The 17,917-nt window shown below is 33.9% G+C and carries 21 protein-coding genes; 13 read left to right on the top strand and 8 right to left on the bottom strand.

Features of this window, described 5'->3' with window-relative positions:
* Positions 1 to 30: 30 nt before the first annotated feature.
* Positions 31 to 1,029: an FUSC family protein gene (locus C7J90_RS11400; protein WP_103207596.1), complete on the bottom strand. Its 999-nt coding sequence runs from the start codon at positions 1,027 to 1,029 to the stop codon at positions 31 to 33.
* A gap of 96 nt (positions 1,030 to 1,125) precedes the next feature.
* On the opposite strand from C7J90_RS11400, the gene map reads away from it, so the two are divergent.
* The 5 genes from map (at position 1,126) to vraR (ending at position 4,744) form a co-directional block, all read left to right on the top strand.
* Positions 1,126 to 1,887: a type I methionyl aminopeptidase gene (gene map, locus C7J90_RS11395; RefSeq protein WP_103207598.1), complete on the top strand. Its 762-nt coding sequence runs from the start codon at positions 1,126 to 1,128 to the stop codon at positions 1,885 to 1,887.
* A 94-nt stretch (positions 1,888 to 1,981) separates the two neighbouring features.
* Entirely contained in the window at positions 1,982 to 2,371 is a 390-nt protein-coding gene (locus C7J90_RS11390; RefSeq protein ID WP_103207599.1) for a hypothetical protein, read from the top strand.
* A gap of 12 nt (positions 2,372 to 2,383) precedes the next feature.
* Positions 2,384 to 3,085: a cell wall-active antibiotics response protein VraT gene (gene vraT, locus C7J90_RS11385; protein WP_103207601.1), complete on the top strand. Its 702-nt coding sequence runs from the start codon at positions 2,384 to 2,386 to the stop codon at positions 3,083 to 3,085.
* A complete protein-coding gene (gene vraS, locus C7J90_RS11380) occupies positions 3,082 to 4,125 on the top strand; it encodes a sensor histidine kinase VraS (protein WP_103207603.1) in 1,044 nt (347 codons plus the stop codon). Before vraT ends, vraS begins: the two co-directional genes overlap by 4 nt.
* On the top strand, positions 4,115 to 4,744 hold the full coding sequence (vraR, locus tag C7J90_RS11375; protein WP_103207605.1) for a response regulator transcription factor VraR: 630 nt from the start codon (positions 4,115 to 4,117) through the stop codon (positions 4,742 to 4,744). Before vraS ends, vraR begins: the two co-directional genes overlap by 11 nt.
* An 86-nt stretch (positions 4,745 to 4,830) precedes the next feature.
* Here vraR and C7J90_RS11370 read toward each other — a convergent pair whose 3' ends face one another.
* The 4 genes from C7J90_RS11370 to C7J90_RS11355 all read right to left on the bottom strand — a co-directional run bounded on the left by C7J90_RS11370 (position 4,831) and on the right by C7J90_RS11355 (position 7,773).
* The gene (locus C7J90_RS11370) at positions 4,831 to 5,403 is read right to left on the bottom strand and encodes a beta-class carbonic anhydrase (protein ID WP_103207607.1); all 573 of its coding nucleotides are present in this window, start codon (positions 5,401 to 5,403) and stop codon (positions 4,831 to 4,833) included.
* Positions 5,404 to 5,433: 30 nt separating this feature from the next.
* Positions 5,434 to 6,657 carry a YihY/virulence factor BrkB family protein gene (locus C7J90_RS11365; RefSeq protein WP_103207609.1) on the bottom strand — a complete coding sequence of 408 codons (1,224 nt, stop codon included), beginning with the start codon at positions 6,655 to 6,657 and terminating at the stop codon, positions 5,434 to 5,436.
* Between the two features lie 362 nt (positions 6,658 to 7,019).
* Positions 7,020 to 7,307, bottom strand: coding sequence for a YtxH domain-containing protein (locus tag C7J90_RS11360; RefSeq protein WP_103207611.1), 288 nt, complete (start codon positions 7,305 to 7,307; stop codon positions 7,020 to 7,022).
* A gap of 1 nt (position 7,308) precedes the next feature.
* Positions 7,309 to 7,773, bottom strand: coding sequence for a low molecular weight protein-tyrosine-phosphatase (locus C7J90_RS11355; protein WP_103207612.1), 465 nt, complete (start codon positions 7,771 to 7,773; stop codon positions 7,309 to 7,311).
* Between the two features lie 158 nt (positions 7,774 to 7,931).
* Here C7J90_RS11355 and C7J90_RS11350 point away from each other — a divergent pair, with 158 nt between their 5' ends.
* Genes C7J90_RS11350 through C7J90_RS11340 form a run of 3 tightly spaced genes read left to right on the top strand, consistent with a single transcriptional unit; the run spans position 7,932 to position 9,911 of the window.
* Positions 7,932 to 8,117, top strand: coding sequence for a DUF1128 family protein (locus C7J90_RS11350; RefSeq protein WP_103207656.1), 186 nt, complete (start codon positions 7,932 to 7,934; stop codon positions 8,115 to 8,117).
* A gap of 17 nt (positions 8,118 to 8,134) precedes the next feature.
* Positions 8,135 to 9,376: an aminopeptidase gene (locus tag C7J90_RS11345; protein ID WP_103207614.1), complete on the top strand. Its 1,242-nt coding sequence runs from the start codon at positions 8,135 to 8,137 to the stop codon at positions 9,374 to 9,376.
* Between the two features lie 13 nt (positions 9,377 to 9,389).
* Positions 9,390 to 9,911, top strand: a complete 522-nt coding sequence (locus C7J90_RS11340; protein WP_103207616.1) for an acyl-CoA thioesterase — start codon at positions 9,390 to 9,392, stop codon at positions 9,909 to 9,911.
* Positions 9,912 to 10,241: 330 nt separating this feature from the next.
* Here the strand turns inward: C7J90_RS11340 and yfkAB are convergent, their stop codons facing one another.
* Positions 10,242 to 11,390, bottom strand: coding sequence for a radical SAM/CxCxxxxC motif protein YfkAB (yfkAB, locus tag C7J90_RS11335; protein WP_103207618.1), 1,149 nt, complete (start codon positions 11,388 to 11,390; stop codon positions 10,242 to 10,244).
* Between the two features lie 113 nt (positions 11,391 to 11,503).
* Here yfkAB and C7J90_RS12025 point away from each other — a divergent pair, with 113 nt between their 5' ends.
* Together C7J90_RS12025 and C7J90_RS11330 are read left to right on the top strand one after the other, a co-directional pair.
* A complete protein-coding gene (locus tag C7J90_RS12025) occupies positions 11,504 to 11,665 on the top strand; it encodes an SE1561 family protein (protein WP_167389002.1) in 162 nt (53 codons plus the stop codon).
* A 102-nt stretch (positions 11,666 to 11,767) separates the two neighbouring features.
* Positions 11,768 to 12,286 carry a type 1 glutamine amidotransferase domain-containing protein gene (locus C7J90_RS11330; RefSeq protein ID WP_103207621.1) on the top strand — a complete coding sequence of 173 codons (519 nt, stop codon included), beginning with the start codon at positions 11,768 to 11,770 and terminating at the stop codon, positions 12,284 to 12,286.
* A gap of 148 nt (positions 12,287 to 12,434) precedes the next feature.
* Here C7J90_RS11330 and C7J90_RS11325 read toward each other — a convergent pair whose 3' ends face one another.
* Positions 12,435 to 13,658, bottom strand: a complete 1,224-nt coding sequence (locus C7J90_RS11325; RefSeq protein ID WP_103207622.1) for an aminoacyltransferase — start codon at positions 13,656 to 13,658, stop codon at positions 12,435 to 12,437.
* A gap of 267 nt (positions 13,659 to 13,925) precedes the next feature.
* Positions 13,926 to 15,671, bottom strand: coding sequence for a pyruvate oxidase (locus C7J90_RS11320; RefSeq protein WP_103207625.1), 1,746 nt, complete (start codon positions 15,669 to 15,671; stop codon positions 13,926 to 13,928).
* Between the two features lie 244 nt (positions 15,672 to 15,915).
* Between C7J90_RS11320 and sgtB the strand changes: the two genes are divergently transcribed.
* From sgtB to C7J90_RS11305, 3 genes are all read left to right on the top strand, one after another.
* Entirely contained in the window at positions 15,916 to 16,716 is an 801-nt protein-coding gene (gene sgtB, locus C7J90_RS11315) for a monofunctional peptidoglycan glycosyltransferase SgtB (protein ID WP_103207627.1), read from the top strand.
* Between the two features lie 89 nt (positions 16,717 to 16,805).
* Positions 16,806 to 17,609, top strand: a complete 804-nt coding sequence (gene recX / locus C7J90_RS11310; protein ID WP_103207629.1) for a recombination regulator RecX — start codon at positions 16,806 to 16,808, stop codon at positions 17,607 to 17,609.
* Complete coding sequence (locus tag C7J90_RS11305; protein WP_103207631.1) at positions 17,602 to 17,916, top strand: YfhH family protein; 315 nt, start codon at positions 17,602 to 17,604, stop codon at positions 17,914 to 17,916. The genes recX and C7J90_RS11305 overlap by 8 nt, the downstream gene beginning before the upstream one ends.
* Position 17,917 lies beyond the last annotated feature (1 nt).

Genomic DNA, 17,917 nt, shown 5'->3' with positions numbered 1-17,917 from the left:
CGCCGACTTTTATGACATAATGTTATTAAATTATTTAACACGATAGCGTAAGGATAGAATACGGTAAATTAATAGAATTTCGTATATTGTATGGCTCTTCACTTGATTGGTATCGAATTCATTAAGCCCTTTTACGGAATTTTTAAGTGTTGATGCCGCTTTTCGTTCAGGCTTAAATGTGCCACAATTGATGATTTGATCAATGCGTTGAGAGATTACTATGATGGCTTGTTTTTCTTTGTCATTAAATAACATCATCGCATCATCAGGCAAATATATAATGTTAGATAAATGTGTGATGAGTAGGCGGTTTTCATGAGCTCGGTTTGTCAATTTTCTTAATCTTAACCATTCTTCGCTACGCCTTTTGCTTTTATGAAACTTAAGCTCGTCTCGTTGGAATCCGAGTAACTCTTCTATTCGACTATTCCATAAATGAAGTTGTTCAACAGAGTCGTCGCTTTTTTTTGATTTAAATTGTCCTATCATAAGTTCTTTCATACGACAGTCAAATAAATGATAAATGTGTCTTTCAGTTTTATCAATTAATGATTCGATTTGGTCGTAGTATTTTGGTGGTAATATGATAAAATTAACGAGTCCTGCTGTTCCTAGGCCAATAATTGCTGTTAAGAGTCTCGAAAAAAAGTTATAAGCATAATTATGATCAATATCTGGAATCATAGCTAGAGCAGTTAATGTTGCGACTGATATACCTACATGTAAATTAAATTGTATACATAAAATGATTGTGATAGTTGCCGTTAAACCATATGTCCAAGGCGATTCATCGCCAAATAAATATGTACAAACAACAGCTATAAACGCTCCCATAACCGTAGCTGGTAGCCTTTTGTAACCTTTTCGAATAGATGCTTTTACAGTCGGTTCAATGGTTACAACTGCAGAAAGTATTGCAAAAATAGGATTTAAATCTAACATTAAGCAAAATAAAGCCGTTAAAAAAGTAGCTAATCCTGTTTTTATCGTGCGAGCCCCTATCAGGTGTTTAAAGTGTTTGACCTTCATATCCATTTCTCCCGTTACATACTAACATCTCTAGTATATCAAAAAAATTTTGTTATAATAAGTAGAGTATAAAATAAGATAAAGGAAAGGGATACTATGATTGTAAAATCTGAAGAAGACGTAAAAGCTTTAAAAGAAATTGGTAGAATATGTGCACAAATTCGTGATGAGATGAAAGCAGCAACAAAGCCTGGCATTACAACTAAGGAATTAGATCAGATTGCTAAAAAAAGATTTGAAGAAACAGGTGCGCTTTCCGCTCCAATTCACGATGAAAACTTTCCTGGTCAAACATGCATTAGTGTCAATGAAGAAGTGGCACATGGCATTCCAAGTAAGCGTGTAATTAAAGAAGGAGATCTTGTTAATATAGATGTCTCTGCATTGAAAAATGGTTATTATGCAGATACAGGCATATCTTTTGTAGTTGGAGAAACAAATGAAGAGATTAAACAAAAGGTATGTGATGTAGCATTAGAAGCTTTCGAAGCAGCTATGAAAAAAATTAAGCCAGGTGCGAAATTAAGCCAAATTGGTAAGGCGGTACATGCGACGGCTCGAAAAAATGATTTAAAAGTCATTAAAAATTTAACAGGTCACGGCGTAGGTCAATCGTTACATGAAGCACCTGCACATATTATGAATTATTATGACCCACAAGAAAAAACTTTACTTAAAGAGGGCATGGTCTTAGCAGTAGAGCCATTTATTTCATCAAATGCCACATTCGTAACAGAAGGCAAAAATGAATGGGCTTTTGAAACAAGAGATAAAAGCTATGTTGCACAAATTGAACATACCATTATTGTTACAAAGGATGGTCCAATGCTTACAACTCAAATCGATGAAGAAGTATAATCGGACTTAAGTCTTAATACAAAATGGTCCCGAAGCCTATTTTTTGGCTATCGGGGCCATTTTATAATGGAATTAACATTGAGGTGATTCTATTATGGTACAATTATTAAAGACTTTGATTGAAAAATATGTTCATAAACTGTATTATCAAATTTTCAATCATTATTTGGAAAAACTAGATGTACAGTTGTGTAATATTAACCAAGCTATTCGTTACATTCAAATTAAAAAGCAACAGTTACAGTTGATAATTGACAAGCAAACAGTTGAATTAGAAAATAAATATATCGAAATCATGGAAGAATATCAAATTAAGACAGCGCAAAACATTTATTGTATAGGTATTAATCAAATTAAAGAAGAATTAAATGAAATTGAAAATGAGTATGCGCAACTTGAAACATATGCATTACGTTTAAATGAAGATAAGGCTGACACAAAAGAACAATGTCATGTTTTACAAGCACTGATTAACGCATGCTAGAAAGGTGGATATATGACTCAAAAGTATATTTCAACCGAGTTATTGATTATCTTTACTGCACTAATGATAATTGCAAATTTTTATTATATATTTTTTGAGAAAATAGGCTTTTTATTTGTTTTATTACTCGGTAGTATTTTAATGTATGTTGGTTACATTTATTTTCATAAAGTGCGAGGATTATTATGTTTTTGGATAGGGACATTAATGATTCTATTTACGTTGCTTTCTAACAAATATACACTTGTTATATTATTTGTGTTCATTATTTTTGTAAGTATTCGTTATATAATGTATAAAAGAAAGCCGTTAGAAGTATTAGGAACTGAAGAAGTGCAAGAATCAAATGCATTTGTAAAGCAACGTTGGTTTGGAGAACAAAAAACGCCTGTATATGTATATAAGTGGGAAGATTTACAAATTCAACACGCTATTGGTGATGTTGTTGTCGATATGACAAAAGCAGCCAATTTAAAATATGAAAATACAATTGTTGTACGACATATAGTTGGAAAAGTACAAGTAATTGTACCACTCAATTATAATGTAAAATTGAACGTGGCTGCATTTTATGGCAAGGTTAACCTTAACCAACAAGTTTGCAAAATTGAAAACAATCATTTGCAACTCAAATCAGAACAAAAGGCCGATCGTTATACTGTCAATATATTTGTATCAACATTTATAGGTGATGTTGAGGTGATTTATCGATGAATCACTATGTCAGAACGATTGGATCAATGCTCATACTAGTTTACAGTATGTTTACAGCTTTCTTTTTTATCGATAAAGTTTTTGTGAATATCATATTTTTTCAAGGTATGTTTTACACTCAAATCTTCGGTATTCCTGTATTTTTATTTCTTAACTTAATTGTCATTTTTTTGTGTATTATTGTGGGTAGTGTAATAGCGTATAAGATTAATCAACAAAATGATTGGTTACAACAACAGATTGAGCGTGCATTTGAAGGTGAAACAGTCGGTGTTAACGATCAGCAACTAGAGCTGTATAATGAAACATTAGAGATTTACCGTTCATTGGTACCGCTCAATCAAGAATTACATAAAATGCGAATTAAAACTCAAAATTTGACAAATGAATCTTATAACTTAAATGATATAAAAGTAAAAAAAATAATTGAAGATGAACGTCAACGGTTAGCTAGAGAGCTTCACGATAGCGTTTCGCAGCAATTGTTTGCAGCTAGTATGATGTTATCAGCTATTAAAGAAACAAACTTAAATCCACCACTTGATCAACAGATACCAACACTTGAAAAAATGATTCAAGACTCACAACTTGAAATGAGAGCATTATTATTACACCTACGTCCAATAGGTTTGAAGGATAAATCATTAGGTGAAGGCATACGATCGTTAGTGACTGAATTACAAAAGAAAGTACCTATGAAAGTTATACAAGAAATTGATGAGTTTGATGTTCCAAAGGGTATAGAAGATCACTTATTTAGAATCACACAAGAGGCAATCTCCAATACGTTACGTCATGCTAAGGGTGAACAAGTGACGGTTGAATTGTTAAAAAGAGAAGACTATTTATTATTGCGTATTCAAGATGATGGTATCGGCTTTAATGTGGACGATAAAATTGAACAAAGTTATGGTTTGAAAAATATGCGTGAAAGAGCAATTGAAATTGGTGCAACTTTTCATATCGTCTCTTTGCCTGATGCAGGAACACGTATCGAGGTTAAAGCACCATTAGAAAAGGAGGAAAGTCATGACAATTAGAGTATTATTTGTAGATGATCATGAAATGGTTCGTATTGGGATATCAAGTTACTTATCAACTCAACCTGATATAGAAGTAGTTGGTGAAGGGGAGTCGGGCAAAGATGCTATCGAAAAAGCAAAACTGTTAAAGCCTGATTTGATCTTAATGGATTTAGTGATGACTGACATGGATGGTGTCGAGGCAACGACTTATATTAAAAAGGAAATGCCGCAGATTAAAGTAGTCATGCTAACAAGCTATATAGAGGATAAAGAGGTGTATCGCGCGCTTGATGCGGGTGTTGATAGTTATATCCTAAAAACGACAAGTGCAAGTGATATTGCGTCAGCTATTCGTAAAACGAGTCAAGGTGAATCTGTTTTTGAAGCGGAAGTCCTTGTTAAAATGAGAAATCGTATGAAACAAAGAGCTGAATTGTATGAATTGTTAACTGAAAGAGAAATGGAAATATTATTATTAATTGCCAAGGGATATTCTAATCAGGAGATAGCAAGTGCATCACATATTACCATAAAGACCGTTAAAACACATGTTAGTAATATATTGAGTAAGTTGGAAGTACAAGACCGTACTCAAGCAGTCATTTACGCATTTCAGCACGGATTAATCGAATAAAATACAAAAGAAGGTGCGTATCCAAAAGTAGGGTGTTTGCTGCAGTCTACTTTTAAATGCGCACCTTATTCTTAAAAAGTGTTCATTTAAGAATTAAGTTTTTGATAGCCATCGTGAACGAGCTCTAATGCACCTGTGTGCGGGTCGATGACGAGACCGTGAACAGGCACTTTACTGTCAAACAAAGGATGAGCATAAATCATGTCAATATTTTGACGTACATTATCATAAACGTCATCAAATCCTTTTAAAAATTGAGGGACATCGATGCCTGAATGTTGCAGTATATCGAAAACTTTTTCATCAACACCGCGTGATTTCATCGTTTCCATGACTTGAGCTTCATCAATATTCCCCATACCACAATCTTTATGGCCCATAATAATAATTTCTTCGGCACCTAGTGCGTAAATACCTACGAGTAAGCTACGCATCGTCGAACCATAAGGATGACTAATCGTTGCACCAGCATTTTTTACTACTTTTAAATCGCCATTGTTGAACCCTAAAGCTTTGGTTGATAAATCTTGTAAACGTGTATCCATACATGTTAAAAGAACTGCTTTTTTGGATGGTGTTTTACTTGTTGTATAAGCTTCGTATTCTTTATTTTGAACGAATTCTTTATTAAACGATAGAATGTTTTCTAATAATGACATTATCGTGGCCTCCCAAAATGCATAATTAAATTATGAGTCTTTTGTCGTTTTAATATTTTTGGATAATCCATCATTTTCACGCTCGGTCGTTTTGGCTTGTTGAGTGCTAGGATTATCTTCATCAGTTTTATAATTATTATAAGACTCAGCTAAATCTTCTGAATCTTCCTCTTCTAATTTATCATAAACTTTTTCTTCAGGTGTTTTACCTTTAACGACTTTTCGTTGATGTACGATAGCGTTGATTTCTGCCCCAATAATTAATATAAATCCAGTGATATATAACCAAAGCATTAAGACGATAACGCCTCCGATACTACCATACGTTTTAGAGTAGTTTGCAAAGTTAGAAACGTAAAAACCAAATCCAATAGTCCCTAAAATCCAAACAACTGTCGTGAAAAGTGCGCCAGGAATAACGGATTTCATTTTAATTTTGACGTTTGGTGCAACAGTATATAGAAGTACAAATACTATAAATATTACAATAATAGGTAATGCTGTACGAACAATACTAAAGACCCAACGTATCTCATCATCTAATCCAAGTGGCCCAAATAAGAGGTTTCCAATTTGTTCACCGAATGTAAATAAAACCATTGTTAGCGGTAATGTAATACCGATTAAGATTGTAAAGAAAATAGATAATGCTTTTGAAGTGAAAAAATTGCGACTATCTTCAACATCATAGGCAACGTTAAATGAGTTCATTAAAGCTGTCATTCCATTTGACGCAGTCCATAATGCAAGAATCAAACCGATAGACAATAGACCACCGCTAGCATTGCCCATTACATCTTTAATAATACTTGTAATAATTGAGGATGCATCGGCTGGTGCATTACTTTCGATTTGGCTAATAATGGCTTGTGTATCTAATTTGAATAATGGAACTAATGATAATATAAAAATAAGCATTGGGAAAAGTGATAACATAAAGTAATATGCTAATTGTGCTGCAAGACCTGATGCATCATCTTTACCAATCCTATAGATTAAATAACTAAAAAAATTAGGCCTATCTGTGTATTTTACAGGTTTATTGATACGGGATACGAAGAAGGTTTGATTATCTTTCGGCGCATCTTTAGATTGAAAAGGCTGTGGTTTAACGTAGTTTCGATCCTTTTCTATCTCTCCTGTTCCGTCCCCTTTACGATCGGGATGATTCCCTGTCTCATCATCTGTGTGATTTGTTACTTTATCTTTTAATTTATCTTTAAGACTTTCTGATGCGTCTTTTTTTTCTGACATATGTAAACCTCCTAGTGATAGATATTAAAAAAGCAATCTCGATTTGAGATTGAGACTAAACTGTTAGAATTTAAACAAAAGCAAGCGATATACAAAAGTGTTGTTCAAATGTGTCGGCTCGATTGGTAATGTCAAATTCTAATTTAGGGAAAGGAAACTAATCTGAATTGGTTTCCTTTTCACATCAACAAGGCTGACAAGGTGTCAAGACAGCTTGAATTAAGCATGCTTAAACCCCGGCCAGCTATATGTCTTAAAAATTAGTTATAACAAAGAAATGTGACAAATTGATTTAATTTATCCCTATAATATTAGTTTGGTATCTCAATCTCATTGAAATTGCCTTAAAACCTTAATTCAAATTAAAGACCAATTTGCTTGTTATTTTTACGTTCAACGAAAGTCTCTTTTGCGTTACGTAAAGAGCGCTCAAGCTCAGGATTGTTACGACGAATTTCATCGATTGTATTTTTCCAATACATAATTTCATCAGTCAGTTTTGAAAGCTTAGAAGGCTGATTGGAATGTTGCTTTGCTTTGATATTGTTTTTTGATTCTTTAAGAGAGCGACGCGTATTTTTGTCAATAAGTGTAATAGCGCCACCTACTAAAGCTCCAATTACAATTCCCGGTACTAATTTGTTTTGCATATTAATGCGACCCCTTTCTCGTGTCTTCGATGATAAAATCTATTAAGTTATCACATGATGATTGTATCATGTCATAGACACCTTCAAAATTATTTGTGTAATAAGGATCTGGGACATCCGTTTCATCCATATTACTAAAATCAAGTAGTTTAAATATCTTACCATTAGTATTTGGGTTGATATATCTTATATTATCCACATTACTTTGGTCCATTGCAATAATGTAATCAAAATCATCATTTTCGGTGAATAATTCGCTAATCATCCCATCAAATGAAATACCATGTGTGTTTAATATTTTTTGCGTTCCCTCATGTGGTGGCTCACCTAGGTTCCACCGACCTGTACCACGAGAGTAAACATCAATGTCTGAAATTTTGCGATCTTCTAAACGCTGACGCATAATCGCTTCAGCCATAGGAGAACGACAAATATTTCCTAGACATACAAATGCAACTGTTGTCATGTCTTTTACCTCCATGTCGTAGAGTATATGCCCATTTTAGCCCTTTTTAAAACAATTCTAAAGCAATTTTGATGAAAATTTTTCAAAAACTTGAAAGACTCTGTTAGAATACTTGATATGAAAGGGTGATAATTTTGGCATCACATAGTATAGAACATATGATATTAGAAATTCGAGACCGACTCAATTTAGTCAATAAAGGTCTTATAGATCCTGAAAACTTTAGTGAATCAAATCAAGAAGAAATTGAAGATATTTATGCATTTGTAATGTCTAAATCAAATTTTACACCTAGTGAAATGTCAGGCATTACGGAAGCACTCGGACAAATTCGTAAGTCATAAAAGGGAGGGGATCTTAAATGACAACTCAAGAAAAATTACGTAAATATGCTGAATTATTAGTTAAAGTTGGACTAAACGTTCAAAAAGGTCAACCTGTATTTATACGATCATCAGTCGATGCGATTGAATTGACAAGATTAATTGTAAAAGAAGCATATAAAAGGGGAGCTTCTGATGTTCGTGTTAAATATGAAGATGCTATCTTAAAGCGTTATGCTTTTGAGTACGAAGCGGCATCTCATTTTGAAAGTCATATCAAATCATATGATGTAGATGAGCGCATGGATTATGCGAAGCGAGGCGCATCTAATCTTGCATTAATTACAGAAGATCCAAACTTATTAAATGGCATTGACTCTGATAAATTAAGAGCGGCACAATTTGCAAGAGGTCAGGCGTTCAAACCATACATGGTGCAATCACAAAAGAACGCATTTCCATGGGTTGTTGCATGCTATCCTTCTAGTGAATGGGCGAAACGTGTTTACCCTGAACTCGATGAAAAGGCTGCATTTGATCGCTTTTTAGAAGATATTTTCGCTATTGTACGTGTGAATAGTGAAGACACCATTAAAGATTGGGAAATACATACGCAGCAACTGAAAGAGAAAACTGATTTGTTGAATCGAAAAGCCTATCAGTCATTACACTACATTGCAAAAGGTACTGATTTGACAATAGGACTGCCACAAAATCATATATGGGAACATCCAATTAGTTATACACCAAAGGGCCAGTCGTTTGTGGCTAATATTCCTACTGAAGAAGTTTTTACAGCACCACATGCACATCGAGTCAATGGATATGTTACAAATACTTTGCCACTAAGTTATAATGGTACAATTATCGATGGATTTACTTTAACATTTAAAGATGGCAAAGTAGTTGATTATACAGCAAAACAAGGAGAGGAAGTACTCAAATCTCTCCTAGAAACAGATGAAGGTGCTAAACGATTAGGCGAAGTGGCACTCGTTCCTGATGATTCTCCAATTTCAAATCGCAATACGATTTTTTATAATACGTTATTTGATGAAAATGCATCGTGCCATCTTGCATTAGGAGCTGCCTATTCGTTTAATATTAAAGGTGGTACTGATATGTCAGATGAAGAACGATTCAAGCATGGATTAAATGATTCGCTCACACATGTTGATTTTATGATCGGTAGTTCTGATTTAACGATTTACGGTGAGACTTCTGACGGTACGAAAGAACTTATTTTCGAAAATGGGAATTGGGCTAACATTAAAGAATAGAGGAAGAGTGAAAATGACAAAATTAACGAAAAAGTCTATGAAAGACGCTAAGACATTCAAATCAAGACAAGTCTTTCCACAAGATACCAATCACTTAGGAACATTGTTTGGTGGTACGATGATGGCTAATATTGATGAGATTGCGGCTATTTGTGCTAAAAAGCATGCTGGAGCAACTGTTGTTACAGCTTCAACAGACTCAGTAGACTTTTTAAAGCCTATTAAAAATGGCGATATTTTGACTTATGTAGCAATGGTGTCATACGCAGGCAAATCTTCTATGGAAGTGTGCATACAAATATTAATAGAAGATATTTATAATAACGATCGTCATTTAGCAGGTTTAAGTTTCTTGACGTTCGTGGCACTAAATGAAGAAGGTAAACCAACAGCAGTCCCAGAAGTTTACCCAGAAACTGAAGAAGAAAAATGGTTTCATGATACTGCAGAAGTTCGAGTTAAAAGAAGAAAAGAACGACGAGAAGAAAGTAAAAAAACGATAGACTTTTTGTCAAATATCAAAAATGAAGATTAAGTATAAAACAGTCTGAGACATCAATCCCAAAATATAGCGTAGAGATGATTCATGGTTGAATCACCCCTACGCTTTTCCTTTATCAATCATTTGTATTGTTTGGCTCGCATTTCCTAGGGGGATGGGTCGAGCCCCGGTCTCGACGCTCATCCTATTCCCTCAGGAGTCTCGCCAACAATACGACGTTATACATGTAATTTTACATTGAAATCCTTTAAAAAAGACACTTCGTATCATTGAATGAATCATCTCATTATAAGAAAACTTCGAGATATTTATGTCCCAATATGTTTATATACTTTTACTCGACCACTAAGTTGATATCTTATTCTACATTAAAACTTGATGGTATTTTTCGTGCATGAGTTGTTCCTGAACTTTAAAGTTTTTATCAGGATAATACATATTTTTAACTAATAAATTAGGGCCTAAACATCTGAATTTAGGACAGTGACAATTAATTGACTGCGATAATGAGCTGTTTAGCCATTGATTAAAAACATCAGTCAACTTGTCACTTTGAATATTTGAAATCGTCCCCGTTTCATCTCCAAAGTCTGTAACAATAACATCTCCAGTAAAAACATTTACATTTAATCGACTTCGACCATCAGGATCATTTCGTAGCGTGACATTTGGAGCAGATTGAAGCTTAGAAAGTAATTGTTGATCATATTCATCGCCAATACATGGGAAAATAGGAAGCGTTCCAAACAGCATCCACGTATTAGGATCTCGTCGATCTAACAATGAATCAATTGTAGATTTAATCTCTCTTAATGATAGTACTTCAAGTTGACTTGCAAAGTCTGCAGGATACATTGGATGAATTTCATGACGGCTACATTTCATATCATAAACCACTTCATGATGAATTTTTTCGAGATGAGGCTGGGTACTTTTGTTCAGCATGGTCTCTGCTGATACAAACATCCCTTGTTCACTTAAGTGATTTGCATTTGTAATCATCTGTTCATATAATTGCATTTTCGCTTTTAGTGGAGGCTGCTTTTGCATTGCACCAAATCCAATATTAGCGAATGTATCACGCGTTCCCCAGTTATGAGAAATATGCATCACATCAATATACTCTGCAATATCTAAATAACGATCAAGAGGTAACGTTAAATTTGAGTTCATTTGAACATAGATACCTCTTTGGTAAGCGTATTTAATCAGGGGTTTCACGACTTCACGTATGGATTTTTTTGAAAACATCGGTTCGCCGCCAGTAATTGAAATAGTTCTTAATGTCGGTATTTCATCTAATCGTTGAAGAATGAGCTTCATTGGTAAAGTATTTGGGTCTTTAGTTTGCAAAGTATAACCGACAGCACAATGACTACAACGCATATTACATAAGTTTGTTGTCGTAAATTCAACGTTACTTAATGTCAAATGGCCATGTTTGTCAATATCTAAATATGCCTCCCAAGGGTCGTTTTGGATAGAAATGGGTGATTTTCGTAAGTGTGACATTAATAAAAACTCCTCATTTTGATAGTGTATATAATTTGATATTATAGTTGAGGAATATCAAAATCATGTTAATATAACTATGACAATGTAATTATAAAGGAGATTCTCAAAGTATGAAAGAGCCACAAACAATGAAACAAGTTAAAGAAAGATTATCGCAGTTTTTAGAAGATATTGATCATGTCAATCCTAATGATGTTGATGTGGCAGAAATTGATGAATGGATTAAACTGTTAGATCAACTTGAGGAAAAAGTAAGTCAATTTCGTAAGTAATGATATCAGTATCTAAATTTAATAAACAAAAATGTTTAAAACACCTACTTCTTGGCTATAGTAATGACTAGATGAATTAATAAATAAGAAAGGTGATTATAAATGGCAAAAAAAGTTGCAGTATTATTAGCAGATGAATTTGAAGATATCGAATTAACAAGTCCTAAAGAGGCAATCGAAAATGCAGGACACGAAACAGTGATTATTGGTAATACTGCTAATAATGAAGTAGTAGGTAAACATGGTGAAAAAGTCACTGTAGATGTTAGTATTGCAGACGCAAAACCTGAAGATTACGATGCTTTACTATTACCTGGCGGATTTTCACCTGACCATTTAAGAGGGGACGAAGAAGGTCGTTACGGTACATTTGCAAAACATTATTTAAAAGAAGATTTACCAGTATTTGCAATCTGCCACGGACCACAAGTGTTAATTGATACGGATGACTTAGGAGGTCGTACGTTAACAGCTGTATTAAATGTACGCAAAGATTTATCAAATGCGGGTGCAAAAGTGGTTGACGAATCAGTAGTGGTTGACCGTAATTTGGTAACAAGCCGTGTTCCAGATGATTTAGATGATTTCAATAGAGAAATTAGCAAGCAATTAAACGGCTAATTATAGAAGCAATTAAATAATAGCGATAATATCGCAAAAAAGAGGGTAGGTTATGATTAAGGATAACCTACCCTCTTTTGTATTTGAATACAATACTAACAGTCATGATTTAATTAATAAATAACCGTATCTTAATCGAAATAAATGACTATCGTTTTTGAGCGATTTTATAAAGTAAAGGCCGTATCGGTTTAATAAAATCGCCTACATATTCTTCAATGTGAGCATTAAAGCCTTTTTTAAATTGTTGTACACCGTAATCTTCAGCAGTATCAGAAAAATCGCCTGTAACACCATAAAAGTTATAGCGATCGATACCTTTTTCTTTCGCAAATTGTATCATTTCCCACTGCAGACGATATGCGCCCATAAACATATTATATTTAGGGTTTGATCCGCTTGATAAATAATATACTTCCCACGAATTATAGATAAATACTGCAGCTGCTAAATCAAGTATTCGACCATCAGTGTGATATAAAGATTCAACCTCGTCATATTTTCGTCGTGTACTTGATATTTGCTGTTCAAGTTGCATTAATTTCGTTTTATTTTTCTTAGAATTTGGATTTTCTGAAAGCGTTTGTTGCACTTGAGTATAGTTAGATTCAAGATCTGTTATTTTATGCCGAAGTTTTTCTAAATATGACTCGAGATCTATATAAGCCAGTTTAAGCATAATTTGGTCTTTGTAGATTGTTTGTAAACGTTTAAAATATTCTAAATCTCTAAATTTAAAATGATGCTTTTCTTCAGCCATTTGATTGAGTTTGAAAAAACGTTCAGTTTCATCAATTGAGAGCGTTTTGATTTTAACATCCATTTCATAAGTCTTTTTAATATTCCTGCGTGTTTGATAGTCCATTTCTTTTAAAAGTTGATTTTCGCTTTTATCTTTTAAATTCAAAACAGATAACCATCTGATTTGACTGATTTGAGAATAACCGATATCAAAGCCTTGATGGCGATATCCTAATTGTTCAAGTGTGTGCATCCATGCTTGATTATGATTAGAAGTTATGATCTCACCATCTGTGCGATGGACGCGTGATAGGATATAAGGGTCTACTCTAACATATAATCCTTTGTGTCGTTTTAGATAATGAGTAAGTGCATTAAAAAAGAAGTGTACAAGCTGTGTATTTTGATAGTCCATCATGGGGCCACGCTGCGTATAAAAATATTTGAAGAACTTGAGTGCACGTGCTTCTGTAAGTAAACAAGCAGCTATAACGTTATTATTTTCATCCTTCACTCCAACGAGATGAGCATTTTTTTCAGATAGATAGAGTTTATCAGATTGTGTATAATGACTAAAATGATGGTCTGCAAATGCTTGGAATTCATCTAAAGACAGTTGTGTAAATTTCATTATAATGCTCCTTAAATTAAAAATATACTAACTGTATCTTATTGTACCTTACTTTAAGGCGCAATACATTAATAAGTTGAATATTAGAAAAGAAAAATGATATGAAAAGGTACATTATTGTAAAATGACTTTAATCTATATCAGACTCTATCGTGGAATTTCAATGCACCAAAAAAACTGCCCACACAGTGAAAAGCTGTGTCGACAGTATATGATAAAAAATGGTTGAAGTTTCTAAAGTCATTTATGGACTATACGCAATAAGTGTTAGAAAAAGCGTTTAATAGCTGTTGAAATTGATGGCATTTCGTCAAATACAAACTTACCTTCTTCAGTTAAGCTACGATATGCCCATTTAGCATAATTTTTAGCTTCTTCTGGTACAATTTTACCTGGAAGTGGTGCTGCATTACGGTCAACATACACATTAACAATAGTTGGTTTATGCTGTTGAACAGCAGTTTGAACAATCGCGTCTACATCTTCAGGATCTTTAAGTGTTAGACCGACACCACCACAAATTTCAGCAAATTTAGCAAAGTCCATATCACTGAAATCAATGCCATATTCAAGTTCCCCAGCTGCTTGTTGTTCATATTTGATAAATGATAATTCTTCATTGTTCAATACGAAAAGTACCATAGGCAAGTTGTATTGAACAGCTGTTGCAAAATCTTGCATTACCATTTCGAATGCACCGTCGCCAGTAATACCAATGACTTGGCGGCCTGGGAAAGCAAAACGTGATGCAATAGCTGTTGGTAATGCGCACCCCATTGTACCTAGCCAACTTGAAATAATAAATTTATTCTCTACGCCAAGTTTTAAATAACGTGTTGACCAAACTGTAGATGTTCCTACATCAGCTGCAATAACAGTATCTTTATGAATCACTTTATTAATGGCATCCATTAAACGTTCTGGACGAATAGGTTTAGATTCTTTTTTCATGTCTTCTTTCATCCATGTATCCCATGTTTCTTTGTGATCAAGCATTTCATTTAAAAATGGACGATCAGATACAGGGTCGATCGCTTCAGTCAGTGATTGTAAAGCAATTTGGCTATCGCCAACGATAGGTGCATCAATGTTAAATCGATGACCAATAGCTTTAAAGTCTTTATCAATTTGAATAGCTGGGATATCTTTTTTAGGCAGATAGTCTACATAAGGATAGTTTGTTCCAGCTAAAATGAGTAAATCTGCATTTTGCATTGCTTGATATGATGGCTTTGTACCAATTTTACCGATGTTACCTAAGTTGTATGGATGGTCATCGGCAACTGTTGTTTTAGCTGGTAATGTAACCATTGTTGGTACTTTACCTTTTTCGATAAATGCCTTGACTTCATCTTTAGCATGCTCAGCACCTTTACCAACTAAAATGACTGGCTTTTTACTTTGGTTAAATAATCGAGCAGCATCTTCAATAGATTGCTGAGAAGGTGCTTGAGGGGAAGCGATGGTTTGATTGACTTCTTTAGGGAAGTTGTCGTCAATTTTTTGTCCGAGAATATTGTTAGGTAAAGTTAAAACAGCAACACCACTTTCTTGATATGCTGTACGAATCGCTTCATCAACAATATCAAATATTCTAGGTGCATCCGCGTCAGTTAATTGATAATTGTACACCGCGACATCTTCAAATAGTTTAGGCAAATCAATCTCTTGGAAAGCTTTCGTTCCAAGTTTATCGCTATCTGCTTGTCCTGATAAAACAAGTTGTGGCACATTGTCCATTTTTGCATCATACATCCCGTTAAGAAGATGTACAGCACCAGGGCCACCAATAGCTAAAGAAACACCAATTTTACCTGTTAATTTTGTATATGCTGCAGCGGCTAGACTTGCAACTTCTTCATGACGAACATGTACAAACTTAATGCTATCTTCTGCTGCTTTAAGTCCATCTACTACAGCATCAATTGAGTCACCTGGGATACCATATACATGGTCAATACCCCATGCTTCTAGTGCTCGAATGACACCCATATTTGCTTTTACTTTTGCCATAACTTCATTCTTCCTTTCCTTTTTTTAGTACACTAAAAATTATACTTACCTTATACATTATACCCAAGTCTGCTGTTTATAATTAGAAATTTGCTTAATTGCTATACATTTAGCCTTATGCGGATAAAGAAAAACGGGACTCATGCTAGGGACTGATTTTTACTATAACATATAGATTTATCGACATGTAATTGGTAAACTCACAGTACTAAGTTAAATTAATGAGAAAGTAGGTCAACATATCATGAAAAGATCCGACCGAACACATCACTATACTGAACCAGTGAATGAACCGCATTATAATACGTATTATAGACCAGTGGGTCAACCACCGAAAAAACAAAAACCAAAGCGTATTTTTAGAACGGTTATTTTAAGTATAATCATACTATTATTAATCTTTACTGGAATCATGTATGTGTTGTCTGAAAAAGCAGATGTGAGTCAGTTAGCAACAATTGAGCAAAAGGAAAGTTACGTTTCATCGAACGCAATGCCTAACTACACTGTAGGGGCGTTTATTGCAGTAGAAGATAAGCGATTTTATAAACACAATGGTGTTGATTATAAAGGGAGTTTAAGAGCTATTTTTTCATCTGTAAGGGATCGGGAAAATTTACAAGGTGGAAGTACCATAACACAACAATTGGTCAAAAATTTTTATTATGATAACCAGCAGACGATTACGAGAAAATTAAAAGAAATATTTGTAGCAAAACGAGTTGAAAAAGAATATGACAAGGAACATATTTTGAGTTATTATTTAAATAACATTTTTTATGGTAATCATAACTATACGATTGAGTCCGCTGCTGATTATTATTTCGGTACAACGGTTGATACGACTAGCTCCAATCTACCACAGATTACTGTTTTACAAAGTGCAATATTAGCAAGTAAAGTGAATGCACCATCAGCTTATGATGTTAACAATATGTCGCCATCATTTATTAATCGAACAAAAATGACGCTCGAAAAAATGAAACAACAAAACTATATCTCTGAATCTCAATATATAGAAGCATTACAACAACTTGGAGCATAGAGCGTATTTATGGCATAATGAATATATATAGTAAGACTGGAAGTGCACAATGGGACCTTCCAGTTTTTCTTATGAGAAGGGATGATATTTTGCCAAACATTACTAAAATAGAAGTTCAAAAGAATCATACTGAACGTTTTAATATTTATATAGATGAACAGTTTGCAATGGGAATCTCAATAGATACACTCGTCCATTTTAATTTGAAAAAGGGAGACTGTATTGACAAAAGTAAGATACAAGAAATTGAACTGAAAGAGTATGAACAACACGCAATTAATGAAGCAATTCAATTTTTATCGTATCGCAAACGTTCAGGTCATGAAATAGAACATCATCTTGAGCAAAAAGGATATGCCTCTACAGTGATTTCTTCTGCTTTGCATTATTGTGATAAACATCAACTCATTGACGATAATGATTATGCTGAAAGCCTTAAAAATACGATGATTCATACAACTGATAAAGGTCCTGAAATATATAGACAAAAACTAGTTAAAGCTGGAATAGACAAACAAATCATTGAAAAAGCCGTTCAGTCATATGTAGTAGAACAGCCTTTTCAACATGTTGTGAAAGTGGCACGAAAAATTGCAAATCAAAAAAAGGGACCGGCTGTAAAAGTTAAACAAAAAGTCTATCAAGCACTTCTTCAAAAGGGCTATCATTTTGAAACCATTGAATCTGTAATACAAGAACTTGATTTTAATCAAAATCCAGAGTTTGTGGATAATTTATTGCAACGAGATTTAGAGAAAGTCTATAATAAATACCAGAAGAAGTTTGATGGATTTCAGTTAATACAAAAAACGACAGATGCATTGCTTAGAAAAGGCTATGCGTTTGATGATATTAAACGAAAATTAGCAGAAAGTGGTATTGAGGATGAATAAGAAACGTTTAAGTGAGATGGAACGACACGAAATTTTGCATGAGATACAAACTTATAAAGAAAAAATGCGTAAAGCTGAGATGAACGGTATTATGAATGAATACGACGTTTATCAAAATAAAGTCGTGATTGCAGAAAGTTACTTAGTTGATTTGTCTGCAATTGAACTTGGCAAAAGTTATCAATTACAAGATGGCACTCATGATCGTTTTCAAGTAGAACGATTGAAAGGTGTGTTTGCTTGGGGATATCGCTCAAGTCAGAGGGCAACAGAAGAGGGAATACCCGTGTCATTATTAAAAATATAAG

The organism is Staphylococcus felis (genome assembly GCF_003012915.1).
GTDB classification, from domain to species: domain Bacteria; phylum Bacillota; class Bacilli; order Staphylococcales; family Staphylococcaceae; genus Staphylococcus; species Staphylococcus felis.
Note: the sequence above shows the minus strand (reverse complement) of the source record. Positions and strands in the feature narration are given on the sequence as shown.